This is a genomic window from Bradyrhizobium sp. (assembly GCF_035273305.1).
Classification (GTDB): Bacteria; Pseudomonadota; Alphaproteobacteria; order Rhizobiales; family Xanthobacteraceae; genus Bradyrhizobium.
Window position 1 is genome coordinate 1 of the sequence record NZ_DATEPI010000003.1, and the last position, 25,446, is coordinate 25,446.

Annotated in this window: 25 protein-coding genes and 1 pseudogene; 5 read left to right on the forward strand and 21 right to left on the reverse strand. The window is 59.8% G+C overall.

Annotated features, from left to right (window positions below):
• From VJV58_RS00140 to VJV58_RS00160, 5 genes are all read right to left on the reverse strand, one after another.
• Positions 1-560: ABC transporter ATP-binding protein (locus VJV58_RS00140; RefSeq protein WP_324135276.1), on the reverse strand; the 560-nt coding region annotated here is incomplete at its 3' end.
• A complete protein-coding gene (locus VJV58_RS00145; RefSeq protein WP_324135277.1) occupies positions 560-1,282 on the reverse strand; it encodes an ABC transporter ATP-binding protein in 723 nt (240 codons plus the stop codon). The genes VJV58_RS00145 and VJV58_RS00140, both read right to left, overlap by 1 nt.
• Positions 1,279-2,280, reverse strand: coding sequence for a branched-chain amino acid ABC transporter permease (locus VJV58_RS00150; RefSeq protein WP_324135278.1), 1,002 nt, complete (start codon positions 2,278-2,280; stop codon positions 1,279-1,281). Before VJV58_RS00150 ends, VJV58_RS00145 begins: the two co-directional genes overlap by 4 nt.
• Positions 2,277-3,143 carry a branched-chain amino acid ABC transporter permease gene (locus VJV58_RS00155; RefSeq protein WP_324135279.1) on the reverse strand — a complete coding sequence of 289 codons (867 nt, stop codon included), beginning with the start codon at positions 3,141-3,143 and terminating at the stop codon, positions 2,277-2,279. The genes VJV58_RS00150 and VJV58_RS00155 overlap by 4 nt, the downstream gene beginning before the upstream one ends.
• A gap of 91 nt (positions 3,144-3,234) precedes the next feature.
• Positions 3,235-4,473, reverse strand: coding sequence for an ABC transporter substrate-binding protein (locus VJV58_RS00160; protein WP_324135280.1), 1,239 nt, complete (start codon positions 4,471-4,473; stop codon positions 3,235-3,237).
• Between the two features lie 319 nt (positions 4,474-4,792).
• On the opposite strand from VJV58_RS00160, the gene VJV58_RS00165 reads away from it, so the two are divergent.
• Positions 4,793-6,379 (forward strand): FAD-dependent oxidoreductase, encoded by a 1,587-nt coding sequence (locus tag VJV58_RS00165; RefSeq protein WP_324135281.1) that lies wholly within the window; start codon positions 4,793-4,795, stop codon positions 6,377-6,379.
• A gap of 155 nt (positions 6,380-6,534) precedes the next feature.
• On the opposite strand, the gene VJV58_RS00170 is transcribed toward VJV58_RS00165, so the two are convergent.
• Together VJV58_RS00170 and VJV58_RS00175 are read right to left on the reverse strand one after the other, a co-directional pair.
• Positions 6,535-6,750: a hypothetical protein gene (locus VJV58_RS00170; RefSeq protein ID WP_324135282.1), complete on the reverse strand. Its 216-nt coding sequence runs from the start codon at positions 6,748-6,750 to the stop codon at positions 6,535-6,537.
• A gap of 248 nt (positions 6,751-6,998) precedes the next feature.
• The gene (locus VJV58_RS00175; RefSeq protein WP_324135283.1) at positions 6,999-7,724 is read right to left on the reverse strand and encodes a DUF72 domain-containing protein; all 726 of its coding nucleotides are present in this window, start codon (positions 7,722-7,724) and stop codon (positions 6,999-7,001) included.
• Positions 7,725-7,898: 174 nt separating this feature from the next.
• Between VJV58_RS00175 and VJV58_RS00180 the strand changes: the two genes are divergently transcribed.
• Positions 7,899-8,690: an SDR family NAD(P)-dependent oxidoreductase gene (locus VJV58_RS00180; protein ID WP_324135284.1), complete on the forward strand. Its 792-nt coding sequence runs from the start codon at positions 7,899-7,901 to the stop codon at positions 8,688-8,690.
• 61 nt (positions 8,691-8,751) lie between these two features.
• On the opposite strand, the gene VJV58_RS00185 is transcribed toward VJV58_RS00180, so the two are convergent.
• The 13 genes and pseudogenes from VJV58_RS00185 to VJV58_RS00245 all read right to left on the reverse strand — a co-directional run.
• Entirely contained in the window at positions 8,752-9,075 is a 324-nt protein-coding gene (locus tag VJV58_RS00185) for a cytochrome C oxidase subunit IV family protein (protein WP_324135285.1), read from the reverse strand.
• Positions 9,072-9,716, reverse strand: a complete 645-nt coding sequence (locus VJV58_RS00190) for a cytochrome c oxidase subunit 3 (RefSeq protein ID WP_324135286.1) — start codon at positions 9,714-9,716, stop codon at positions 9,072-9,074. The genes VJV58_RS00185 and VJV58_RS00190 overlap by 4 nt, the downstream gene beginning before the upstream one ends.
• Positions 9,713-11,386, reverse strand: coding sequence for a cytochrome c oxidase subunit I (locus VJV58_RS00195; protein ID WP_324135287.1), 1,674 nt, complete (start codon positions 11,384-11,386; stop codon positions 9,713-9,715). The genes VJV58_RS00190 and VJV58_RS00195 overlap by 4 nt, the downstream gene beginning before the upstream one ends.
• Complete coding sequence (coxB, locus tag VJV58_RS00200; RefSeq protein ID WP_324135288.1) at positions 11,379-12,341, reverse strand: cytochrome c oxidase subunit II; 963 nt, start codon at positions 12,339-12,341, stop codon at positions 11,379-11,381. Before coxB ends, VJV58_RS00195 begins: the two co-directional genes overlap by 8 nt.
• Complete coding sequence (locus tag VJV58_RS00205) at positions 12,338-13,111, reverse strand: SCO family protein (protein WP_324135289.1); 774 nt, start codon at positions 13,109-13,111, stop codon at positions 12,338-12,340. The genes coxB and VJV58_RS00205 overlap by 4 nt, the downstream gene beginning before the upstream one ends.
• Positions 13,108-13,518 (reverse strand): hypothetical protein, encoded by a 411-nt coding sequence (locus VJV58_RS00210; protein ID WP_324135290.1) that lies wholly within the window; start codon positions 13,516-13,518, stop codon positions 13,108-13,110. Before VJV58_RS00210 ends, VJV58_RS00205 begins: the two co-directional genes overlap by 4 nt.
• Positions 13,508-14,581 (reverse strand): hypothetical protein, encoded by a 1,074-nt coding sequence (locus VJV58_RS00215; protein WP_324135291.1) that lies wholly within the window; start codon positions 14,579-14,581, stop codon positions 13,508-13,510. Before VJV58_RS00215 ends, VJV58_RS00210 begins: the two co-directional genes overlap by 11 nt.
• Positions 14,578-15,102, reverse strand: coding sequence for a cytochrome c (locus VJV58_RS00220; RefSeq protein WP_324135292.1), 525 nt, complete (start codon positions 15,100-15,102; stop codon positions 14,578-14,580). Before VJV58_RS00220 ends, VJV58_RS00215 begins: the two co-directional genes overlap by 4 nt.
• A complete protein-coding gene (locus tag VJV58_RS00225) occupies positions 15,099-15,626 on the reverse strand; it encodes a DUF3341 domain-containing protein (protein ID WP_324135293.1) in 528 nt (175 codons plus the stop codon). Before VJV58_RS00225 ends, VJV58_RS00220 begins: the two co-directional genes overlap by 4 nt.
• Positions 15,623-16,990: an NrfD/PsrC family molybdoenzyme membrane anchor subunit gene (gene nrfD, locus VJV58_RS00230; protein WP_324135294.1), complete on the reverse strand. Its 1,368-nt coding sequence runs from the start codon at positions 16,988-16,990 to the stop codon at positions 15,623-15,625. The genes VJV58_RS00225 and nrfD overlap by 4 nt, the downstream gene beginning before the upstream one ends.
• Entirely contained in the window at positions 16,987-19,851 is a 2,865-nt protein-coding gene (locus VJV58_RS00235; RefSeq protein ID WP_324135295.1) for a 4Fe-4S dicluster domain-containing protein, read from the reverse strand. The genes nrfD and VJV58_RS00235 overlap by 4 nt, the downstream gene beginning before the upstream one ends.
• The gene (locus VJV58_RS00240; protein ID WP_324135296.1) at positions 19,839-20,492 is read right to left on the reverse strand and encodes a cytochrome c3 family protein; all 654 of its coding nucleotides are present in this window, start codon (positions 20,490-20,492) and stop codon (positions 19,839-19,841) included. The genes VJV58_RS00235 and VJV58_RS00240 overlap by 13 nt, the downstream gene beginning before the upstream one ends.
• Before the next feature lie 154 nt (positions 20,493-20,646).
• Positions 20,647-21,078: pseudogene (locus VJV58_RS00245) on the reverse strand (formate dehydrogenase); the annotation flags it as partial.
• Positions 21,079-21,569: 491 nt separating this feature from the next.
• Here VJV58_RS00245 and VJV58_RS00250 point away from each other — a divergent pair.
• Both VJV58_RS00250 and VJV58_RS00255 read left to right on the forward strand, forming a co-directional pair.
• A complete protein-coding gene (locus VJV58_RS00250) occupies positions 21,570-22,385 on the forward strand; it encodes an MBL fold metallo-hydrolase (protein ID WP_349254726.1) in 816 nt (271 codons plus the stop codon).
• Positions 22,386-22,479: 94 nt separating this feature from the next.
• Positions 22,480-22,677, forward strand: coding sequence for a hypothetical protein (locus VJV58_RS00255; RefSeq protein WP_324135298.1), 198 nt, complete (start codon positions 22,480-22,482; stop codon positions 22,675-22,677).
• Positions 22,678-22,684: 7 nt separating this feature from the next.
• On the opposite strand, the gene VJV58_RS00260 is transcribed toward VJV58_RS00255, so the two are convergent.
• Positions 22,685-22,903, reverse strand: coding sequence for a hypothetical protein (locus tag VJV58_RS00260; protein WP_324135299.1), 219 nt, complete (start codon positions 22,901-22,903; stop codon positions 22,685-22,687).
• 218 nt (positions 22,904-23,121) lie between these two features.
• On the opposite strand from VJV58_RS00260, the gene VJV58_RS00265 reads away from it, so the two are divergent.
• A complete protein-coding gene (locus VJV58_RS00265) occupies positions 23,122-25,242 on the forward strand; it encodes a hybrid sensor histidine kinase/response regulator (protein WP_324135300.1) in 2,121 nt (706 codons plus the stop codon).
• Positions 25,243-25,446 lie beyond the last annotated feature (204 nt).

Sequence of the window (25,446 nt, forward strand, 5' to 3'; positions counted from 1 at the left end):
CAGGTCATTCCGGCGGTGTTGAGATCGCGAATGACCTTGAGCACGTCGTGCACAACGGTCGGCGCGAGTCCAAGCGACGGCTCGTCGAACATGATGAGTTCCGGCTCGCCCATCAGGCAGCGTGCAATGGCAAGCATCTGCTGCTCACCTCCGGAAAGCGTTCCGGCGGCTTGGCTTAGTCGCTCCGATAGTTTCGGGAACATGGCGAGAACCCGCTGGCGATTACGGTTGCGGCTCTGTTGGGCCCGCGGGAGCATGGCACCAAGGTCCAGATTTTCCGCCACTGTGAGAGACGGAAAGATTTGCCGACCCTCTGCGACCTGGCCAATGCCGAGGTTGCATACGCGATGGCTGGACAGGCCGGCAATATCAATCCCTCGGAACATGATCCGACCCGTGCTTGGCCGAAGCATTCCCGCGATCGTCCGGATCAGCGAGGTCTTCCCCGCGCCATTCGCACCCACGATCGCCACGATCGCGCCCTGTTCGACCGTGAGCGATACGTTCTCAAGGGCCTGGGCATCGCCGTAGAATACGCTGAGGCTTTCGATCTTGAGCACTAAAGCGCCTCCGCACCGAGATAGGATTCAATCACGGCTGGATTGCGGAGCACATTGTCCGGTGTTCCCTCAGCAATTGCAGCCCCGTGGTGCAGGACCAATATTCGCGATGCCAGCGCGGCTACTGCCCTCATGACATGTTCGATCAGCAGGATGGTGAGGCCCGCACGATTGAGGTCGCGCAGAATGGCAACAATGCGATCGGTCTCGGTCGGCCGCAGGCCCGCCATGACCTCATCAAGCAGCAGAAGTTTCGGCCGACCCGCCAGAGCACGCGCGACTTCCAGGCGCTTGCGGTCCGGAAGCGTGAGGCTTGACGCGATTTGCGCGCGCTTGCTGAGCAGGTCGAGCTGCGACATGACTTCGTGCGCGATGCTGCGGGCGCCTTCCAGCGAGTTCGTCTGCATGAGCGCGCCGACCACGACATTGTCCTCGACCGAAAGCGACGGAAACGGCCTTACCAATTGAAAGGTCCGGCCGATGCCACGTTGTGCGATCTGGTCCGAGCGCAATCCGTGGATCTTCTCGCCCGCGAATGTGATCGAGCCGCCGTCGGGCGCCATCGCTCCGGCGATCATATTGAACAACGTCGTTTTGCCGGCGCCGTTCGGCCCAATTACCGCGAACATCTCGCCGGGCTGAACATCGAAACTGACGCGGCTGACGGCGGTAAGTCCGCGAAAGCGCTTGCTGACGTCGGTGACTGACAGCAGGCCTGTCATTTGCGCGGCCTATCGAGACGCAGATGGCGAGCCAACCAGGGCCAAACACCATTGGGCTGGAGGGAAATAATCACCATCAGTGTCAAGCCGTAGAAGATTGCCTTTACGCCTGGTGCGTTCAGGCCGAGGCTCTGCATGATTCCGGTCAGGCCTTCTCCGAGAGGCGTGAGAATAATCGCACCGACTATCGGCCCGAAAATCGTGCCCAACCCGCCGATGATGGGAGCGAGAATAAGTTCGATCGAGCGGCCGATGTCGAACACCTGCGAGGGGAACAGGTTGCGGTAGTAAAATCCGTAAAAGACCCCGCCGACAGCCGTCATGCTGGAGGAGATCAGCATCGCCAGCATCCGGGCGCGGAACACGTCGATACCCACCGCTTGGGCCGCTTGCGGATCCTCGCGCACCGCGAGCCAGCGGTAGCCAAGCGGAGATTGCCGCAGCCGGGCCACCAATATCGTGGCTGCGATCGCCAGGCCCAGCGACAGATAGTAATACAGCAACGGTCCGCCGCCGAGATTCCACCACTTGCCAGCGGCATCGCCATTCACCGGCAGGAATAGTCCCCCGGCGGCGCCTGTAACCTGCAGATGGTCGAAACCGATACGTGTGAACTCGGCAAAAGCGATCGTGAGCAACGCGAAGTACACGCCCTCGATGGCGAACCGCCACCCGAGCCAGCCGATAAATAGGCCTGCCGCCGCGGCAATCGGGATCGCAATGAACACGCCGATCCAAGGGCCGATTCCGAACAGCACCCAAAGCGCCGTCGCCGTATAGGCGCCAAGCCCGAGATAGAGTGCATGGCCGAGGGATAATTGCCCGGCAAATCCCATCAGCAGATTCCAGGCGTGACCAAGATAGGTGAAGTAGAAAACCAGTATCAGGACCGATAGCAGATAGCGGTCGGCTACAATCGGGGCTGCCGCGAATATCAATAGCAGCAACAGGCTAAGTGCCTTTCCGCGCAAAGGCGTCTGAAACCAGATTGTATTCACAAGCGACGTCCCATCAGCCCCTGCGGACGTAACACCAGCACGATGATCAGCAGCGCAAAGGAGAACATGCTCTTCATCGACGGCTGAATGTAGAATCCTGCCAGCGCCTCCGAGATACCAATCAGGACACCACCGATCAGCGCTCCTACCATCGATCCGAGCCCCCCGATGATGACGATCGTGAACGCAAGCAGCGTATAGGCCTGAGCCAGTCCTGGCGCTGCGTCGGCAATGGTTGCCATGAGAGTACCGGCCGCTCCAACGCAGGCGAGCCCCAGTCCAAATGTCACGGCATAGAGCCGCTTGACATCGAGCCCGACGACGGCTGCTCCCGTCAAATTATCGGCACATGCGCGAATGGCAGTCCCGGTGCGGGTATATCGGAAGAACAGGAACAGCGCCGCCGCCACCGTGATTGCCGCGACCGCCGCAAAGACCCTGATCTTGTCGAGAAACATCGGCCCGACTGCGTAGCTATCGAAGCTGTAGGGCAGGTTAATGGGCCGGGCATCCGGGCCGAATATCAGCAGCAGCCCGTTGACGAGAACCGTTGCCAGGCCGACCAGCAAAATAAACTGCTCGTGCTCGGCGCGGCCGATAAAAGGATTGATCAGGGTCCGTTGCAGCACATAGCCGATGCCGAAAAATGCCGCAGCGATGGGCAGCAACACCAGGAGCGGATCGACATGCAGCGTCTCAAACAATACGAAGGCTGCGTACATCCCGACCACGGTGAACTCGCCATGCGCGAAGTTGACGACGCGCATCACGCCGAAGATTACGGACAGGCCGAGTGCCATAAGTCCATAGACGAGCCCGGTGAGCAGTCCTTGAACGATGACATTCAAGGTTATCGACGCCATTAGAACTCCAGCCCGCGCCGCCGCGATTAATTTGAGGAGGAGACATCACGCTTGGGCGCGATGTCTCCCGACCATGCCATCATTGTCAGGATCAGGTCCGGCCCTGCCACGGCGGCTCCGGCAGCACCGGCGTCATGGTTGCCACATCTGCGGGTAGCACAACCGTCGGCGTCTGAGCGCGGTTCTGGACGCAGCTGGAGGGAATGTCGACGTTTTGTCCCTTTTCGTCGAATTTGACTGGCGGGCCGATCATCGCGTGATCGGTGAGATTGGTGGCCTTTAGCGCCTTCATAAGCTCCGGTCCGGTTGCCGTGCCTGCGCGTTTGAACGCATCCGCCGCGATCAGCAGGGCCTCGAAAGTGAAGCCGACATTGAAGCACTCTACCGCAAAACGATAGTTCGGTTGCTGCTTTTTGAACGCACCTTCCAGCGCCTGAGTGATCTTTGATTTTGGATTGGCCCATGGAATGGCGTCGATGTGGTAGTCGGCCAGTGGGCCGAGCGCTTTGTAAAATTCCTCGTCGTAAAGGCCGGGTGCGCCGGGCGAAATAATGCCCATGGGCTGGAATTTCTGACGAACGATATCGCGCACCAGCTTGATGGCGTCGGCGGCGCGCGTCACCACCAGCAGCAAATCCGGATTGAGGCCGCGAATCCGCGTCACCTCGACCGAGAGATCCTGCGCCTTGGGATCGTAGGCGATCGATTCAAGAAGTTGGAACGGAAGCCCCGCCGTCGGGAATACCTTGTCCATTCCTTGCCGTTGCGCCATTCCGAAGTTGTCATTGGCGTGCAGGAACACCGCTGTCTTCGGCGCGATCTTGGTTGCGTCGATGAGGGCCTTGATCTGCTTCAGGCCGTTGTTAACGAGCATTCCCCCCGTCGGAAAATTGCGGACCAGGAATTTGTAGCCTTGCTCCGTCAACTGAGGCGCGGCGCCGATGTTGACGATCAGCGGCACCTGACGCTGTTCGCAGACCTGTGCAATGGCCAGCGTACCAGCCGAGTCGAAGGCGCCGACCACGCATTGCGCCCCCTCGTTTATCGCTCGTTCCGTTTGCGTCCGCGCGACATCCGGATTGGACTCCATATCGATATGCACGAGTTCGACCTTGTGGCCCATATCGGCCAGCACGGATGACGACACCAGCGCACCGCGGTGACAACTCTGTCCGGCCTGGGCGAGGTATCCCGACTGCGGCAGCACTACCGCAATCTTCAATGATTGCGATTGCGCCCGTAAGATCGAGGGCGCCGCGATGAAGGCGGCACCAGCAGCGGTGCCCGCAAGAAGGCCGCGGCGGGTGAGTTTGCGAAAATCGCTCGGCATGAAAAATCCTCCTTGGCTTGCCGGCCGTTTTAGCCGGCCGTGGCGTGCTTTGTTTTATGGATAACCGATCTGGATGTTGGCCTCAGTCTGAATTGCGCCGTTATTCGTTTATTATCGCGTTGACCTCGGATCGCCACAAGAGATTACGGACCAGATCGGATAATTCTTTAGCTGGAAGACCCTTTGAGCCCTCATAGACTTACTTATCCTGCGGTGCGCCGATCAGCAATGCGAGCAACAAGCCGACTTGTGTACTCCCGATCGCCAGTTCAATGTGCAGCTGGATTATGGCGTCGGGCTTCCAATTCAGCTTTAGACCATGAGTGTCTCTTTGGGTCCTGAGAGCGACGTTCTCATCATCGGCGCGGGCCCGACGGGGTTGGTTCTGGCGCTGTGGTTGGCAAAGCTGGGCGTGCGCGTCCGAATTATCGACAAGACGGAGGGGCCGGGCACGACTTCGCGCGCGCTTGCCGTGCAGGCACGCACGCTCGAGTTGTACAGCCAGATCGGTCTCGCGGATGCAGTTGTTGCTCAGGGACGGCGAGTTATCGCGGCGAATCTTTGGGTCGCAGGCAAAAAGGTGGCGCGGGGCGTGTTCGGCGACATGGGTGCGGGCCTTAGCCCGTTTCCGTTCGCCTTGATCTATCCACAGGACGAGCACGAGCGTTTGTTGGTCGCTCGCCTTTCGCAAGCCGGAGTTGAGATCGAGCGCCGGACCGAGCTGCTGAAGTTTGAGAATTCCACCGATCGTGTGCGCGCATCTTTAAAACGCTCCGATGGAGAGCTGGAGACCTGCGAAGCGGCCTATATTGCTGGCTGCGATGGCGCGCATTCCGCCGTGCGCGAAGGATTGGGGATCGGCTTTCCCGGTGGGACCTATGCTCATCTCTTTTATGTGGCGGATGTCGAGGCAAGCGGAGCGGCAACGGACGGCGATCTGCACGTAGGCCTGGACGCAACCGATTTTCTCGCGGTCTTTCCGTTGCGGGGCGAAGGCCGCGTGCGCCTCGTCGGAACGGTGCGTGATCAAGCCGAAGATGTGGACGAGAAGCTGTCTTGGGATGATGTGAGCCAGCGTGTGATCGAATGGATGCACATCGCGGTCACGCGTGTGAGCTGGTTCTCGACCTACCGTGTGCACCATCGGGTCGCCAACCATTTCCGGAAGGGAAGGGCGTTCCTGCTGGGCGATGCCGCCCACATCCATAGTCCCGTCGGTGGGCAGGGCATGAACACCGGCATTGGCGACGCGGTGAACTTGGCCTGGAAACTCGCTGCCGTCCTGCACGGACGCGCGAAGCTCTCGATGCTCGACAGCTATGAGCCGGAGCGGATCGCTTTTGCGCGGCGGTTGGTCGCCACGACGGATCAGGCCTTCACGGGCGTCACGAGCTCGGGCCCAATCGCGAGGTTGCTGCGGCTGCATGTCGTCCCGGCATTGATCCCCACGCTGTTCTCACTCAAGGTGGTGCGACGGTTCATGTTCCGCACGGTCTCGCAGTCGGTGGTGAATTACCGCGGCAGCAGCTTAAGCGAGGGGACGGCAGGCACTGTTCAAGGTGGCGATCGTCTCCCTTGGGTCAAAACCGTGAGGAGCGGTTTAGACGCGGACAATTTCGCGCCGCTCAGATCGCTGGACTGGCAAGTCCATGTGTATGGCGAGGCAAGCTCCGAAATCCGGGCGGCGTGCGAGGCCAGAAAAATATCACTGCACGTATTTCCATGGCAGGCCGAGACGGCTCACGTGGGCCTGCGGCGCAATGCGGTTTATCTGGTTCGACCTGACGGCTATATCGCGCTGGCGGATGCACAAGGCAGCGCCGCGGCTATCGAATCCTATTTCGACACGCGCAACCTTACCTCGATGAGGATTCCGGCCCCGGCGACCGTGCGCCAAGTCGAGTAGTAAGACGGCGCGCACTACCCAACCGAGCCCGCAAAAATAGCCGCGTGCGCGGCTCGCAACCAGGCGCCGGGAGATTCCGCCGTGCTTGCACCGACGGCATCTCTCGACGCTCAGCGACCGTCCAATTACTCAAATTCCACAGCGCTGTTTCGCCGTTATTGTTGCTTCGTTCCCGGACCCGCGTTGCCCTGACTTGAGGGATTGGCCGCAGACCCTTTGTTCGATTTCATATTTGCGCCGGTGGTCGTCTTGGACGAACTCATGGACGAGTGATGCTTCATATGTTTATGCGATTTCGCCTCTGCCGCGAGGGGAGAGCTGGCCAGCCCGGCAATAGCTAACGCGCCAATCGCCAATTTAAGCTTCATCATGATCCTCAACTCCTTGGTGAACTCTGGGGATTGGAAAACCTTTGTTCCGGTCAGGAGTTCCCGGACCGAGTTTGCATCTTTGATCTTTAGTTGCGGCTGGCCTCTGGTTGAGAGACCAAGCGCGGCTGTGCTCGAAAGGAAGTCTTTGAAAAGTGCAATGATAACAGGGGCCCGGACACTGACAGTGGGCCAGGGCGCAAAGTCCCAGCTTTGAAAAGGGCATCGCAAGCGATTGCGAGCGGTGGCATCTAGTCCAGTAGCTGCCGCAATTTCAGGGCGTCTGCCGGCGCGGCGCTTTTCTGATCGTTATCGAAGTAAACAAAGACGTCGCAGCCCTGCTTCTTCCAGGACCTGATGCGCTTGGCCCAGCCGGCTAACGTCTCCGGCCGATAATGCCCTTTGTAGCGTCCCTGAGGTCCGTGTCCCCTTACATAGACAAAATTTGCCGTACGCCTCCAGGGCGCCGGCGCGTCGTGGTGATCGGAGATGCAAAGCGCGATGTTTTGGTCCGATAGCTGCCGCAGAATGGCCGGCGCATACCAACTCGGGTGGCGAAATTCGAAACTGTAGCGGCGCTTCTTCGATAGCAGTTTGAAAAACGAGGTCAGTCGGTCGGCATTGGCCTCGAAATTTGGCGGCAATTGAAACAGGATCGGACCTGCCTTCGGCCCTAACAGCGATAATCGATCTTCCAGCAGCTCGAGGCTGTTCACCGATTTCTCCGAGAGCCGCTTCCAGTGCGTGATGAATTTGGATGCTTTCCAGGCGAAGATAAAATTCTTACCGGTTTGCTCGCGCCAGGCTTTCACCGCATCCGGTGTTGGCGTGCGATAGAACACGCCATTGAGTTCGGTGGTTGGGAGCTGGCTGGAATAATACTGGAGTTGGTTCTTCAGCGGCAGACCTTTGGGAAAAAACGGCCCGCGCCAGGACTGATAGTGCCAGCCCGACGTACCGATCAGAACTCGCGCCATGGCCGTGTCATGTTTTCGAACTCAGCCCTCTCGCATTCAGCACAAAGTTGTCGCGGGGTAAGAAGCTCTGGGACCGGTGAGTGGTTCCATCCAGCGTAGGAGCAGGGTCCGGAACGCATCACACAGGCGACCGTTAGCAGCCAAATCGCTGTCGCAAGAATCAAGGAGACTGCTATGTCAGCCAACAGACAATTTGCGATTGTCACCGGCGCTTCTACCGGGATTGGTTTGGAACTGGCGAAATGCTGCGCGCGTGAGAACTTTGATCTGTTGATCGCGGCCGATGAGCCGGACATCGAAACGGCAGCAACGGAAATGCGGGCGATGGGTGCAGCGGTCGAAACTGTACAAGCCGATCTCTCGACCATTGAAGGCGTCGACACGTTGTATGAAGCCTCAAAGCGGATCGGCCGCCCGGTCGATGCATTGCTGGCCAATGCTGGTCGAGGTCTCGGACATGCGTTCCTCGATCAAGATTTCAATCAGGCACGACGGGTGATCGATACCAACATCACCGGAACGGTATATTTGATTCACAAGGTCGGAAACGATATGCGCCGCCGAAACGCGGGTCGCATCCTGATCACCGGCTCAATCGCGGGATTTACGCCGGGAAGTTTCCAAGCAGTTTATAACGGCAGCAAAGCTTTCCTGGACTCCTTCTCGTTCGCCATTCGTGAAGAGTTGCGCGACACAAACCTTACAGTGACTTGTCTGATGCCCGGCGCCACCGAAACCAAATTTTTTGAACGTGCAGGCATGATGGATACCGCGATCGGTACCTCTAAAAAGGACGACGCGGCCGAAGTCGCAAAGACCGGTTTTGACGCGATGATGCGCGGTGATGGTGATGTTGTCACCGGACTGAAAAACAAGATTCAGTCGAGTGTCGCAAGCGTCCTGCCGGCGGGTGTGCTGGCAAGGCAGCATCGTCAACACGCCGAACCTGGCTCGGCAAAGTCCTGAGCGCAGCGGCAGCTCCCAGCCGCGGTATGCCATGGAAGTTGGCGGAAGCAACGGCGTCTCATTAGCCGCCAACTCTTGCCAACACATCGGCCAGTGTCAGCGCAAACAGGGTGGCCACAAAAATCACCCCCGCCAGCGCTGCGAGCTTGATCAATGCCTTCGAACCCGCAAGCTCCATGAAAAGCAAGACGACGAGACTGGCTTTGATGCAGGCGATCACAATGCCCACGGTCGGCGTGAAGAGGCCCATTGGCACATAAGCAAGAGTGAGACTTAGAAAAAGCAGGCACAACAGGGCCGCCCAGATCACGCCGTTGCGACGCCACAGCGTCCAGGCGGTCGTCGGACGCTCGATGCTCGCACTCGCGCCGTTCTGGTTGGTCATGAGACTCGCCCCGGCAGATAGATCAGGGGATAAAGGAAAATCCAGATGATATCGACGAGGTGCCAGTACAACGCGGTGACCTCGATCTCCGGATTTTCGTCGAGTTGCAGCTTCTTCAGGTGCCCGAGCAGCGCCAGCCGGCCCACCAACGTGATGCCGATCGTTAGGTGAATGGCGTGCACTCCCGTGACCAGCCAGTACAAGCCATAGAACAATTGAGCACCCGGCTCGTGCAGTGAGAATTGCGCGCCCGGCCAGAGGTGCTTGTCGAGATCCTCCTTGTACTCAAATCCCTTCACCACCAGGAAAGCGAGGCCGAGAGCCGCGGTTAATGTCAGGCAAGCCACCACCAGCCGTCGAAGGTGCTGGCCGGCCGCTGCCGCCTGGGATGCAACCGCCATCGTGAGACTGCTCGTGAGAAGAATCGCGGTGTTGGTCGTGCCATACCAGATGTTGGTTTCTCGCCCCGCTGCCGCAAAGGCGTCCATATGTTCGATCCGGCACACCGTATAAGTCAGGATCAGCGCGCCGAAGAAAAGCATCTCGCTCGCCAGAAACACCCAGATGCCGAACTTGCCCGCTCCGCGCTGGCGCTCGAAATGCTCCCAGGGCTCTCTGAGCAGGCCGGTTACTTCGCTCATCGGACTTCTCCCGCGTTCTGGAGTTCGGGAGCGCCGGTGCCCGCCGATTGCCCTTCGGCGTGATAGTCATATGGTCCGCGATCGACGCGAGGCTGGCGGTCGAAGTTCTTTGGCGGCGGCGGGGATGATGTTGTCCATTCCAGTCCCGTCGCGTTCCAAGGATTGTTGCCGGCGCGAGCGCCGTAGAAAAGCGAATATGCCAAATAGCCGAGCGGCAGGAGGTATGCTGCCGCCAGCACCGCCGCACCGGCCGATGACATCACGTTGTAGACCTGAAACTCCGGTGGGTAGGTGTGATAACGGCGAGGCATGCCGAGGTAGCCGGCAACGAATTGCGGAAAAAACGTGAAGTTGAATCCGAAATACATCAGGAGGGCGGCAAACTTCGCCCACCATTCGGAATACAACTTGCCGGTGATCTTCGGCCACCAGAAGTGCAAGCCGCCGAAGAATGCCGATACCGATCCTCCGACCATGATGTAATGGAAATGCGCTACTACGAAATAAGTGTCGGTGACGTGGATGTCGACAGGGATCGACGCCAGGAACAGCCCAGACAGCCCGCCGGTCGTGAATAATCCGACGAAACCGAGCGCGTAAAGCATCGGTGCTTCGAAAGTGATCTGACCTCGGTAGAGCGAGGCCGTCCAGTTGAAAACCTTGATCGCCGAAGGCACGGCGATGATAAAGGACAGGAACGAAAAGATCAGGCTGGCGTAGGGGGACTGACCGGAGACAAACATGTGATGTCCCCACACGAAGAATCCGATCCCGGCAATCGCAATCATCGCATAGACCATGAAGTCGTAGCCGAATATCCGCCGACGCGCGAAGCAGGGAATAATTTCGGAAACCACGCCCATCGCGGGTAACACCATGATGTAGACGGCGGGATGCGAGTAGAACCAGAACAGGTGCTGGAACAGAATCGGATCGCCGCCATGGGCAGGATCGAAGATCGGCAGACCGAGCCAGCGCTCAGCCATCACCAGCATCAGTGAGATCGCCAACACCGGGGTTGCCAGCACCATCACGATCGACGTCGCGTATATTGCCCACACAAACAGAGGAAGCCGGAACCAGGTCATGCCCGGCGCGCGCAGCATGTGCGTGGTGGCGATGAAGTTCACGCCGGTAGCGATGCTTGCGAACCCCGCAATGAAAACCCCCGCCGCGGCGGCAAACACATGGCTGTTCGAAAACATCGTCGAATAGGGCGTATAGAACGTCCAGCCGGTATCAACGCCTCCGGCAAGGAGCGCATAGACTGTGAAAGCGCCTCCCGCGATAGTCAGGTACCAGCTTGTCAAATTGAGGCGCGGAAATGCCACGTCAGGCGCGCCGATCATCAGCGGCAGAAGAAAGTTGCCGAGTGTGTTCGGGATCGACGGCACCAGGAAGAACCACACCATCACGATGCCGTGGAACGAGAATAGCTTATTATAGGTATCCGAAGTGAACAGGCCCCCATCCGGCACGAACAGTTCAAGCCGTACTGCCGTGATGGCTGCGCCTCCCAAAAAGAAGAATATCGTAATGGTGACGGCGTACAGGATTGCGATTCGTTTGTGATCTGTCGTGGTCAGCCACGAGATGACCGAGGTGCCGTGCTGGAGGTAGTCAGGACGGGACGGCAGCGGCAGGTCGCCGGCCAGCAAAGCATCAGTCATTTTGCTGCTCCGTTACCGCTCCCGCCTTTTCCGATCCCAGCGAGCGCACGTACGCCGTCAGACTCTGGATTTCCCCATCATCGAGTAAACCGGCAAAGCTCGGCATGATTGGTTCGTAACCGGCGACGATGTCGCGCTTCGGCTGCAAGATTGAGTCCCGGATGTACTGGTCATCGGCTTTGACCTGACGGCCGTCCGAGAGCTGGACGGTTCGTCCATAGAGTCCGGTGAGTTTCGGCGCGTGCACGCTCGAGCTTTCGGCGTGACACCCCGAGCAGCCTTGGGCCACAAACAGCTTGGCGCCAACGTGTGCGAGGTCGTCGCCCTCCGGCTGTTTGGTCAGCCAATTGGCATAGTCTTCTTGCCGCATCACCACGATGCGGCCACGCATGGCCGAATGATTGGTGCCGCAATATTCAGCGCACAGCAGCGGGAATACGCCTGTTCTGGTGGCCTGAAACCAAATCGAGGTGTCTTGCCCCGGCAGTACATCTTGCTTGACGCGGAAAGCCGGAACGAAGAAGGAGTGAATGGCGTCCTGAGACGTCATCACCAGCCGGACCGGCTGATCGACGGGAACGTGCAGCGCATTTATCTCGCGCGCGCCATTGGAGTGTTGGGTCTTCCACATCCATTGCTTGGCGAGGACGTGCACTTCCAGCGCGTTCGCCGGCGCCGCGATACCCTTGATGTCGGCAGAAGACGCCCACCAGAATAAAAATCCGAACAGGAACAGGGTTGCCGAGGTCCAGCCGATCTCGAATTCACGGTTGACGATCTCGGGGAGCGGCCCACGCTTCGCATTGGATCCGCGCCGGTAACGGGCCGCAAAGATAATAAGAAGCGCGAACACCAGCAGCATGGTCGATCCGGACAGGATCAGCAGTCCGTAGAAAATTTGGTCTACCCGAACCGCATGCGTGGTGGCCTCGGGCAGGCTGAAGATCGCGTTCATACCGAAGCTCCGCGTCTTCGGTTCCGCCACAGCATCAAACCGATTGCCCCCGTGAGGATCATCACCGTCGATCCCCCGGCAATTCGGAGCAGCATCGCGATCTGTCGCGTGTAGATGCCATGGACCGCGTCGAAGCCGTAGCAGAGCAAGCTGATCCGGCCCGCGAGGCCGCCAATCTTGCCGTCACTCGCTTCGATCAATGCCAGTCGCAGATCGTTCGATTGCAAGGCGAGGCTCGACAGGGCGCGCGATACTCTCCCGTCGCCCGTCAGCGTGACGAAAGCCGCTGGATGCGCGATTGCGGCGTTCCCCTTGTCGCGTTGGAAGTGATAGCCAATTCCGGCTAACAGTGTGCGGATCGCTTCGCCGTTGCCGCTGAGCACGGATACACCGGGGCCGCCGACTTGGCCTGTCGCAAAACGCCCTGCGTCCTCGAGGCTATCGCGCGAATCGATCCCGAACACCACGACGCTATAGTCGCGACCGGCCTTAAGCCCGGTCTGGCGCAAGGCATTCGCTGTGATCGATAGCGCCGGTCCGCAGATCTGGGAACAGGTGAAATCGGCCGGCAGAAGCAATGTGGGACGTCCGCCAATTGCATGGCCAAGCGTCACGTCGCGGCCGTCAAGATCCTTCAAAACGAGGGACATCGGCACGCGCGCCCCGGGCGGCGGCGACAGCGCGACTTCTCCGATCTGCGCTTCAGTCAGTCCAGCGCAGGCCGCCGCCGGCCAAAGCGCAAGCACCAGAATGAACAGCGCGCGTTTCACGGGCGAACTCCCTCCGGCTTGGCAGGGTCCGACGGGGTCGTCGAGGGCTCGAGCGCGTCATAGGCGTGATCGCCCTTTGCCGCGACGATCCGCATGGCCTCGTCAATCGGAATTCGCGCGAGACCTTTGGAGCGATCGATCCACGCATAGCCCGACAGCCCGGTGCGCTGCTCGAACTCGACCCGCGCGAGGTCCTCCTTCGGGCTGGTCTGAAGCGCCGGCTTTGGAAAATCGTGTTGGGTCGGCTGCCTGAGGGCGGTTGGCGCGCCGACTTTGAGATAGAAAAAGAGAGCAATCATCGCCACTGCGACCAGGCTCAAGAACCCCGCCACTGAGAGAATTACGGTTCCGGTCGCCACGTCAGGCGGCTGCGGAATCGCCCGGCTACCCATTTCCTCATTCGGCATGGCTTGCCTCCAGGACGCGCTGCAGTGCCGATCCAATCAGAAGCGAGGCGAGCACCAGAATCGCGAGCACCGCGCAAGCGACCGCGACGATGGCGCCTTGAGCCTCGAACGCCGGCACGAGCAGCCAGGCGATATGCAGCGTCGTGCCGAACAGGATGAGCGATCCTGCTATCCGCAGTCCGCGCTGACTGTCGCGGATCGACTTGATCAGCAGCATGCTGAATGGCAAAACAGCGCCGAACAGGATCGCGACAATGAGAACGGCGACCCAACCGGAATCCGCTCGCTTGATAAACCAAGCTGATTTGTCCGGCAGATCGCCGTACCAGGCGACGATGAACGTCATCAGCTCGAGATAGACGACACCGAGCAGGGTTGCGATCAACAGCCCTCCCAGATCTCCCGCCACTTTGCCGTCGATCGTTGGCCCGCTGATAAGGACCGCAAACGCCAATGCGGCGAGCAGTTGCTGAACCGCGATCATCGCGGCGAACGCGGTCGCCACGTAGTGCGGTTCGAGCGAGAGATACCAGTCGACCGCGACGAGGCTGATCGTCAAACCGAAAAAAGCCAATCCCAGTCCAGCCAACAGTTGGGTACCGGGACCCGCGGCGAAGATGACCGCCAGCAACGACCAGCCAGCGAGCGCCATCGAGGCGCGGATCACAAACGCAACTTCGTTGAGATACCACCGCCCGACATCGGTGGGGATGGTCGACGGATCAGCCGCCCACGGATAGACATCTCGAAGCCCGAGCAGCACGGGCAGCAATGCAAGCGCAACCAGTGGTGTCAGCATCGCGGCGGGACGCAGCACCGGTGCCACGGCTTGTCCCCATTCTCCGCCCGTCAACCGATGAATCAGCAGCAGGGTCATGCTGCCGATCGGAATGCAGCTCCAGACGGCAAATGCAGCCAACCAGCCGCGCAGCAGGAGCCTGATCGGCATCAACAATCCCAAAACCGGCAACAGTGCTTCCGCTAGGATGAGTACCGCCAAACCAATCAGCAGCGGCGGATGCGCTATTCTCGTCGCTGCGAGCCTTGCGACCGCGGTTCTCATGGCAGCTTGCCCCCCAACTCGGGAACGTCGGCGACTTTGGCGTTCTGCGACTCCTGCAACGCGCGGATGTAAGCCACGATCGCCCAGCGATCGCGCGGCTCTACGCGCGCCGCATACGAGTACATGATCCCGTAGCCGTTGGTGATGACGTCGAAGAAGTGCTGTGCTGGTGCAGCCCGCAGCCGCGGGATGTGATAGGAGGGCGGTGCCGGGAAACCGCGGTGCACGATCATGCCGTCTCCCTTTCCGGACAGCCCGTGACAGGGAGAGCAAAAGATATCGTACCGCTCACGGCCGCGCACCAGCAGCTGCGGATCGGCTCGCGGAGGTTTGGTGGACTCGATCGCGCGAGCCAGATCGCCTTGCGCCACAACACCGACCGGCAAGGGCTGCGCTTCGGTGCCGTCCCCAAACAGGGCGGCGGCCGAATAGGTGCTATAGCGATTTTGCTTCGTCATCGAGTGGTCGCATCCGCCCAGCACCAGAGCGGCCGCAAGAAAAAGCGGAATGCGGTTCGTCATGGCTGGCGAACCTCCGTTACGACCACGGCGCCCGAGCGCTCCAAGACCTCGCGCAGGTGGCGTGCCGCATGGTCGTTTTGTTCGGCCGACGCCAGAAGAAAAAAGCGATCCTGCGTCGCCCGCTCGAAGCCGGGAACTTCGAACAGCGAATGATGCAGGCGCGGCAAGCCACACGACCACAGGAAGGCAATGGCGCCGCAAAGGGCCGCGGCGAACACGCCGACCTCGAAGGGGACCAGCAGGAACACTTGCCATGAGTTGAGCGGGCGTCCGCCAGCGTTCAGCGGATAATCGATGACGGCGCTATACCATTGCAAGCCGAAGGCGAGCGCGGCAACGATCAGGCCACCGACCAGCATGGCAAAACGAATGCCAGAAGGAGCGACTGCAAGTTGCTCGTCAAGCCCGTGGACCGGGTAGGGCGTGAATGCATCGAGCGGCAGGTGCCGAGCTTCCTTCACCCGCCTCAGCGCCTGCCGAAGCGTTTCAGGATCGCGAAATTCCGCGACAAGAGGGCCGCTCATGCTGCGCGTTCCTGATGTGCAAGCTCACGCATATCGAACATCGATACCGCGGGCACCAGCCGAACAAAAACCAGGAATAGAAATGCAAAAAAGCCGAGCGGCGCGATCAGGAATGACCAGTCCCAGAAAGTGAAGTGGAATGACCGCCATAGCGTCGGCATGTAATCGTGCGACAGCGTATTCCAGATGATCAGGATCCGCTCCAGCCACATCCCGATGTTGATTGCGATCGCAATCGCGAACAGCGCCGGCAGCGATCGCCGCACGCGTGGGAACCACAGCGTCTGCGGAAGCACGACATTGCAGGCTAGCAAGGCCCAGAACAGCGGCGCATAGGTACCCGTGAATTCGAAAGCGACGAGGCTGCGATCGCTTTGCTTTCCGCCGTACCATCCCATGAACCATTCGGTTGCGTAGGAGTAGCCCATGACGATCGAGGCCATCAGCAGGATTCTGCCCATCACCTCAAAATGCTTGCGGGTGATGATTGCCTGCAAATTGAGGCCCCAGCGAAAGCCGAGAGCGAGTACGATCACCATTGCAAAGCCGGAGTACATCGCGCCCACAACGAAATAGGGTGGGAAGATGCTTTCCTGCCATCCCGGCATCAAGCTCGCGGCGAAGTCGAGCCCGACGATCGAGTGCACCGAACAGACCAGGGGAACGCCGAGCGCGGCCATCGTGGTGTGCCAAGTCTTCAGCCTTCGCCAATGCACAGCCGAACCGCGCCATCCCAGCGCAAACGCGCCATACAGGAATTGACCAGCGCGCGTGGTCGTTCGATCCCGCATGGTCGCCAAATCCGGGATCAAACTGACGTACCAGAACAGAATCGAAAACAGCAGATAACTCACGATTGCCCAGAAATCCCAAACCAGCGCGCTGCGCCATTGCGGCCAAAGCGCCATCGTGTTTGGGTAGGGCGCGAGCCAGTAGACATAAAGCGGCCTACCAACATGCACGATCGGCATGATTCCGGCGATGGTGACAGCGAACAGCGTCATCGCTTCGGCAAAGCGATTGATAGATCCGCGCCACTTCTGCCTGGTCAGTAGCAGCATCGCCGAGATCAGCGTGCCGGCGTTGCCAATGCCGATCCACCAGACGTAGTTCGCAATGGCAACGCCCCACACCACGGTGGAGTTGACGCCCCAGATTCCAATGCCCTTGTAGAACAGCCAACCGATCGATCCTGCGAACCACAACACAAACAACAGGCTTACAAGCATGCATATCCACCACGCTGCTCCGGCGCGTGCAAACAATGGTTCGGCTACCGCTTGCGTGATCTCGAGGTCACTCGCACGCGATGCTGCGATCCAGCGATGGCGCGACGGCGAGGCTTGCTCGAGTACCACCGTCATGTCCCGTCCTCACGGAAGCTCGGCGCGGGATTGCGAACATCCGCCAAATAGGTGGTACGCGGGCGGGTGCCGAGATGGCCGAGCAGTTCGTAGTGATGGGGCTCGCGTTTCAGCCGGCCGACCGCAGAATCTTTCTGCTGAAGATCGCCAAACGTGATCGCGTTAGTGGGGCAGGCGCTCTGGCACGCCGTCTTGACTTCATCGAGCCCGATCGGGCGGCCCTCGCGCTCCGCGGCGCGGCGAGCAGCGCTGATGCGTTGAACGCAATAGGTGCACTTCTCCATGACGCCGCGCGCGCGTACCGTTACCTCGGGATTTTTTTGCCCGCGATAGGATTCAAGGCCGAGATTGGCGTATTCCTCGCCGTTGCTGTATCCGAAGAAGTTGAAGCGACGCACTTTGTACGGGCAGTTCGCTTCGCAGAAGCGAGTGCCGATGCATCGGTTGTAGACCTGCACGTTGAGGCCTTCGCCATCGTGCACGGAGGCCGCAACCGGACAGACAGGCTCACATGGCGCGTGCTCGCAATGCATGCAGGGCACCGGCTGGAAACCGAGTTTCGGGTCAGTGGACGAGCCATGGTCGTACACGTCCACCCGGAGCCAATGCATGTCGCGTCCGCGTGCCACCTCCTCCGGACCGACGACCGGCACGTTGTTTTCCGCCTGACAAGCGACCACGCAGCCGTTGCAGCCAATGCATGCGGACGCGTCGATCACCATGGCCCAGGAGTGACCGCCCTCCGGGCGGGCGCGCTCCGGCATCAGGCTGGGTTTCGGTCCGCCCGTCGAACCGTTTTGCAGCGCCCCGAGTTGCGCCAACTTATGCAGAGGATACAGGTCGCCCATGTGGTCTGCGTTGCGAACGACATTCTGGGTGGTCAGGATCTCTTCGCGTTTGGCAGTTTTGGCTATCGCCACTTCGGGAATGATCCAGAGAGCCTGGGTCGTGCGGAGCGCGTAGGCATTGACGCCGACGCCGTTTCCGATTGCGCCTGCCTTGCTACGGCCGAAACCGAGCGTCAGGCTCAAGACACCATCGGCCACGCCGGGCTCGACGACGACCGGGGCTTCGATCATTCGGTTAGCCGCAGAAATTGCAAGGACGTCTCCAGAGGAGACAGCTAGACGTGAGGCTTGCTGCGGATTGAGCGCTAGCGCATTGCCCCATACCTGCTTCGTCAGCGGTTTTGGACATTCCTGCAGCCACGCGTTGTTGGCAAATCTGCCGTCCCACACGCAAGGATCAGGACGCAGAACGAGTGTAAGTTCGCTGCCGGACGTCGCCGCCGGCGAAAGTTGCGGCAGCTTGGGTGCTCCAACGGATGCCGCCACGCCGGCGCTGCCGCCAATCACCCCATCGTGCAAAGCACGCGTCCACCATTCCTCGAATTCGCCGGGCGCCTGTGACCGCCACGTTTCGCGGACGAGGTCGTAAGGCGACGCATCTGGTCGCCCGATCAGTAGCGCGAGCAACTCGTGTTCGGTCCAGCTCCGGAAAAGCGGCCGGATCAACGGCTGCACCAGACTTGCCGTGCCATCGCTCGATCGCAAGTCCGACCATGCTTCAAGTTCGTGCGTCTGCGGAACATGCCATTGTGAAAGCGCGGCGGTCTCGTCGGCATAGTGTCCGAGGTGCAGCCGGAACGCAGCCTTTGCCGAACGGCTGGCATAATCCAGATCAGCAGGCGCGTCGTAGCGAGGGTTCATGCCGACCACCACCAACTGATCGACCGTGCCGGCATCCAGGGCGCGCGCGAGATCGGAAAGGGTGCCGGGCAGCCGCCCACCTGCGGTCTTGCTGATTTCGAGCAGCTCGATGGGCGCCTGCAATCGAGCGTTGATCCAGTGCACTAGCGCGTGCGCCTCGGCGGACAGCGCGCCTCCTGCCAGCACAATGCCGCGGCCATGGTTGGCTGAGAGATCGGCCGCCGCTTGCTTTGCGAGCCGCATCGCGTTGTCCGGCAATTCCGGCTGGCGGACGCCTGCGCCCATCGCATGAGCAATCGCAATGGCGAACTCGGGGATCAGCCGAGGATGGAGGGCGATCCGATGATCTGCCTTGGCGCCGGTGAGTGTCGGCGCAGCCTCGACGCTGTAGATGCGTGAGAACTGGTCAGCATAAATTTTGCGTAGGGACGCAAAGCCATGCGCGTTACGCAACTGGTCGGGACCATGGCCGAGCGGGTCCGCGTCGAGATTGACGAGGATACGAGCCTGTTCGAGCCTTGGAACGATGCTCAGAGGCCTTCCGAAGGCGAGCTCTGCGCCGGCTTGCTCGGTGTTCGCCTCCACGGGTTCATAGGCATGCCATGTGGCGGTCGGAAACGTTTGCAGCAGATCGTCGATCTGTCGCAACAGCGTCGGTGAGTTTACGCGGCCGGTCAGCAGCCGAAAGCCTTCGCCTTTACGCTGCAACATCCGTTGATGCTGTGCCTGGACGGCTTGGCGCAAAGCGTCAGGCGAGGCGATAGCGCCGTCGTGTAGGATGGTGCGCGAACGGTCTGGATCATAAAGCGACAAAACCGCTGCTTCGGCAAAGACGTCCGTCGCGCCAAGACTTGCCGGATGCCGCGGATTACCCTCGACCTTAATAGGTCGGCCATCGATCGAGGTGACGATGACGCCGCGGCCAAAGCCCGAAAGCGAAAGCGTTGTCGCGAATTTCAGGGCTTCGCCGGGGACGAGGCGTTCGGGCTGACTCACATAAGGGATGATCTCTTCGGTCGGCTTGGTGCAGGCCGCAAGGCTGGTCGTAACTCCGGCAGCGAGCAGTCTTAGCGCCTGACGCCGGTTCAGCCCACCTGGACCTCGCTCGAAAGATCGCGAGCCTTTGACGGGAAGTTCGCTCAGCGGTGACATATCGAGCAATCCGTCAGGTGATCGGTCCGAATGTGATAGGACTCGACGAGTTTGCGTCCCTGCTCTTCGTCGTTGACCAGCGGTTTCGCGCCGGGATCGAACACGGCTTCGCGCGGACCAATCCCCTTGGCCGGATCACGATGGCAATCGAGGCACCATTGCATCGTCAGAGGCGCGGCCTGCCGCGTCAATTTCATCTGATCGATCGGCCCATGGCATGTCGTGCAAGCGACGCCTTTGGCGACATGTATCGAATGATCGAAATAGACGTAATCCGGCAGTTGGTTCACGCGCTGCCAGTGAATGGGTTTGTTTTCGGCGAGACTGGCGCGCACCGGCTCCAGCATCTCGGCATTCGTCCAGATCTGCGAATGGCAAGTCATGCAGGTTTCTGTCGGCGGCAATCCTGCGAACCGCGCCTTTTCGACAGACGTGTGGCAGTACCGGCAATCCAGCCCGAGCCCGCCGACATGGTGTTCGTGACTGAAGGGCACCGGCTGATTGCGGGTCACGTTCTGAACCGTGATGTAAGGCGAGCCGACAATCTGATACGCAAGTCCGACCGCTAACACCGGCACCACTCCGAGACATGCCAGCACCAGCTTGGCAACGGTGTTGGCTCCGGGACGGAAGATCTGCATGCATCCGTCTTCTGAAAAGCGTCAATCCTCAGAGCGCGTATTCCGGGGATTACGCGCGGATCCTGACCTGGACCGATTTTGCGGCGGGCGTTTTCGATTGTTCATCGTGGTGCGACAGGGCGATCAACGGATTCATTTCAGGGTAATATGACGATCCGATTGCGGAGAAGGCTTCTTCCCATTCGCAACGCACGTAATGATCGCTCGTGGGATCATAACGCAACGGTTGGGTCAGGCGGCCCTGCTGCTCCAGATCATAGTCGCTCCAGTTGCGCAGCTCGCTTACGTGGTTGGCGAAAAAATTCGGAGTGCAACGGCGCGTCGTCAACTCCCAAAGCGTGGCCTTGGCGCCGTTTTCGCAAAACTCAAAGGCGTGATAATCGGCCGGCTTCGCCCACGAGCAGGAGACGCACATGAAACCTTTCCGCTTGTTCTGGCGTCTCAGCGTCTCGAGGGCTGCGGGTGTATCCCATTCCTTTCCGAAAATTCTTGCGATCGCCTTGAGCGATCCCCAACCGCCGGACGGTCCGTCATATTCAGCTGTCTTTTGCGCTTTGCGATCAACTGTGGCGTCGGTCTCGGACATGCTTTTTCCCGCAATGCACCGCCAGCCGGTTTGCGGACTGCTAACGGGAGACGGACATCGGGGTTCCATTTGCGAAGAAAATTAGCAATGCATCGGCTCGGGCTGGAAAGGCGATGATCTGTTCGTCCGCCCCGGATTCATTCGTCGCACATGGTATGTGAATGTGCGCAGCGCATGGGCAGATATCACCGACTTTCACCCGCTCGGAGCTTCCACGTCCTTTTCGTCGGGATCGGGCATTACTCCACTTCCCGGCGTTTTCTCCGAATCCGTGAGTTCCGGCTTGGCATGGGCACCGGCCGGCGGCAGCTTCGTGTCAGGCTTTGGCCGGCGCTTTGGTTTGGGGTTTTTCGGGTCATTGCGCATGTGGCTCAACACCGCCATTTGAACCGGGTTCCTCGGCTCAACGCGGCACTCGGGTCAAACGATTTCGCGATCCGTTTCGCTTCGGCTGTGTTTAGCCAACGACCGCCGCTTTGAAAGAGTGTTCAATGCCCATCCATATCTGCGCTACGTGCGGCACCTCGTTTCCGGATACATCCTCACCGCCCCGCGCTTGTCCGATCTGCGAGGACGAGCGTCAGTACGTGCCGGCTGCAGGACAGCTTTGGACCACTCCGGAAAAGCTAGCCAGCAGCCACGTCAATGGGTGGAGGCAATTGGAAACAGACCTGTTCGAGATTCACACTCATCCACGGTTCGCGATCGGCCAGCGCGCACTTCTGTTGCGGACCCCCCGGAAGAATATCCTTTGGGACTGCATTACCTTGCTCGACGATGCGACCGTGGCATTGATTCTGGAACTTGGTGGCCTTCATGGAATCGCGATTTCGCACCCCCATTATTATACGTGCATGCAGGATTGGGCGCGCCGCTTTGATTGTCCGGTCTATCTTCATGCCGCCGATTCACAATGGATCATGCGTCCAGATCCGTCGCTGCAACTTTGGCAGGGCGAGACGCTGGAGATCGCGCAGAGTGTTACCTTGCTCAGGCTTGGAGGCCACTTTCCTGGTGGCGCCGTGCTTCACTGGGCCAACGGCGCGGATGGGCGCGGTGCAATCTTGAGTGGCGACATCGTACAGGTAGCGCCGGATGTCAGCTGGGTGTCGTTTCTTTGGAGCTACCCAAACATGATGCCGCTTTCAGCGAATACCGTGCGTCGCATCGCCGACACACTGGCATCCCGGAAGTTCGATCGAGTTTACGGTGCATTTCCAGGGCGCCAGGTCATGAGCAATGCCGCATCCGCGGTTGAAAAGTCGGCCGAACGCTACATTGAGCTTCTTAGCCAGGATAAAGCCTGACGCTTCCATCGGCTTCGTTTGAGTTGCGAAGGACGCGGAACCACCCACGACATCGCGGGTTGGTTGTTTCATCGCCGAGACGGACGATTTGGAGATGTACAAATACGTTCGCACGATATTTTTGACCTTGGTTGCCGTCGTCGTGGTTGCGGCGGCATTTGCGATCTACGGCGAAAACGCCGGTCCGCAATTGGTAAGCAATGATCAACCGGCGGCTGGGTCTTCCGGCATGGCACGCCCGCACCCGCCGCTCGATCGCGCTCCCGGGGAGCCTTTGAAGACGCCATTGTGAGTGTGACTTACCGCGATCTTGAGGGCCGCAACCCGAATTCACTGCACAAACGATTGGTAGCCGCGACGATGTCCGGTCGATCGATGACCTCGAGCAATTCAGTGATCGCCTGCTCCGCATCGTAGGGACCACGTTCGATGTGCTCGGACAGCAGGGATTGAGCATCGCGCATGGCGCGGACGATCAGTTCTTCGTCGGTTATGCCGACCAGTCCCGCGATTTTCATTCTGGACCTCCGCAACCGCTTCGTATGTGAGACGCACCGCTCTCAATCGAGACGGGGCTCGAATGGTTCCACTCGCCCCTACCGAGGCGCGGACGTCGGCTGCCGTACGGCGGACCGTCCCGCGGCAAGCACCGGAGAGCGCCCAACGATGATACGGCGGGACTCGCGTCCTTGCTTTTTTTCGCTACAGTTGTGGCCTTGGCATGGGGCGTACGGGCATGCTGACTGCCCAGCGGCAATCGATCAGGCTGTTGCAAAGCGTTCTGGTGGCCGCAGTTGCGGTTCCGGCGCTGCTCTTTTGCTTCGCCGCCTGGCAGAGCTACAAGAACAACGAAATCGTGGCGGAGGACCAGATCGAACGGTCGCGTGATATACTGAACGAGCACGCGTTGAAGGTCTTCGAGGCGGTCGAGCGCAGCATAGCCGAAATCAACGAAATCATCCGCGACATGTCGGATGTCGAGATTTCCGCAAACCAGGAAAAGTTGCACCATCGCCTGGAGCGGATGGTCAACAGTTCGACCGAGGTTAAATCGTTCTGGATTTTTGACCGTGTTGGCCGTGCGCTGGTCAACAGTCTCACCTATCCTGCGCCCAGCGTCGATTTTTCTGACCGCGACTACTTTAAAGCCCATGTTGAGCACGATGTCGGCACGTTCATCGGGACGGTGTTGCGGCCTCGGGCGCCGTACAGCGGTGCTCCGTTCTTTGGCATCAGCCGGCGCAGAATAAGCGCCGATGGAAGCTTCACCGGAATCATTCAGGTGTCGGTGCTGCCGGAATATTTCGAGGGATTTTATGCGAAGATCGGCAGGCCGGGCAGCTATTTCTCTCTCATCCGAGCTGACGGACTGATTCTCGCGCGATATCCGGCCTTGGACGGAGAGGTGCGGCTACCGCCGCATGGAGGGCTGATGAAGGCGTTCGGCGCCCATCCCCTCGAGGGGGCACTCACGGTCACTTCCCTGATCGATGGCGTGAGGCGTCGTGTCAGCTACCTCAAGCTGCCGGAACTTCCGGTGTACGTCTTATCGGGCCTTGAAACAGCGGCCATCCGCGGTGAATGGTTGTCACAAATGGGCCGGCACCTGATCTTCGGGATCCCTGCTACCGGCGCACTCATCATCGTTGTCGCGCTCGCGCTTCGCCGCACCAGAACACTTTATGAAGAAGCGAAGCGTCGACAGATGGCGGAGGGGGCGCTGAAGCAGGCGCAACGGCTGGAAGCGCTGGGCCAACTGACCGGTGGCGTTGCGCACGATTTCAATAACCTCCTGATGGTCGTGGGAGGATCGGCGCAAAAGATCAAGCGCACAAACAAGGATCCGAAGCAGTTGGCGCCGTTGCAAATGATCGAGTCCGCCGTTCAAAAAGGCGAACGCCTGACTCGCAAATTGTTGGCGTTCTCTCGCCGGCAAAGCTTGTCGCCCGAAGTAGTTGATCTCCCCGAATCCGTGATGAAGCTTCGCGGCGTGCTGGAGCAATCTATCCAGGCTGACATCGCCCTCGAGATACGCGCCCCTTCTAAGGAAATCGCGGTAGAGGTCGATCCCGATGAACTCGAAATTGCACTGTTGAACCTTACCATGAACGCAAAGGACGCCATGCCCGATGGGGGTCGGATCACGATCACGATCGGCACGCGCGCGTTCGCGGCAAAGGCAGGGCGCGGCGACTCGGCTGACGAGACGGCCTTCATCGAGTTTTCCGACAATGGCATCGGCATACCCGATAGCATTCGCGAGAGGATCTTCGAGCCGTTCTTCACGACGAAACCCGTTGACAAAGGAACGGGCCTGGGATTGAGCCAGGTCTACGGGTTTGTTCAGCAATCAAATGGCAGCATAAGCGCCTCCAACACACCGGGAGGCGGCGCGACATTCACGATACTGCTGCCGATCAGCCCAGTCCCAGCCGCGCCGAGATCTGCGCCCCTGGTTGAGAGCGCTTCCAAGACCTTTGGCAGCGCCACGGTGTTGCTGGTTGAGGACCATCCCGACGTCTCAGCCGTCGCAGCCGACTACCTCGAACAATATGGCTGCAAAGTCCTGTTGGCCAATTCGGGCGAAGCGGCAATCGAAGCCTTGAACAAGAGACGCGATATCAACGTTGTTCTGTCCGACATCGTTATGCCCGGCATGAGCGGGCTGGAACTGGGTCGGCTCGTACGCGAATATCATCCTGAAATTGGCGTCATCCTCGCGTCCGGCTACAGTGATAAGGCCACCGTGGCCACCGAAGAGGGCTTTACGATTATTCGCAAGCCATATTCGCCTGATGCTCTCCAGAGGGCGATCGCCGCCATGCTCGGCGAGAGAAAGCTCGGAACCGCCTCGTAACGCGATGTTCGGCGACGGGATGCCACGCAAACCGATCACCTGCTGACGGGACTCAACGGCGATGGCATGCAGAACAGTGATATCGAGGCGGTGCTGCGCGTCAGTCCCTAAGCGTTCTCAGCGAGTAAGCTGACCGGCTTCTGGTTGCGTACTAACCCATATTGAACCGGCCGCATTCCAGCCGCGGACGGATCGACAGTTTAG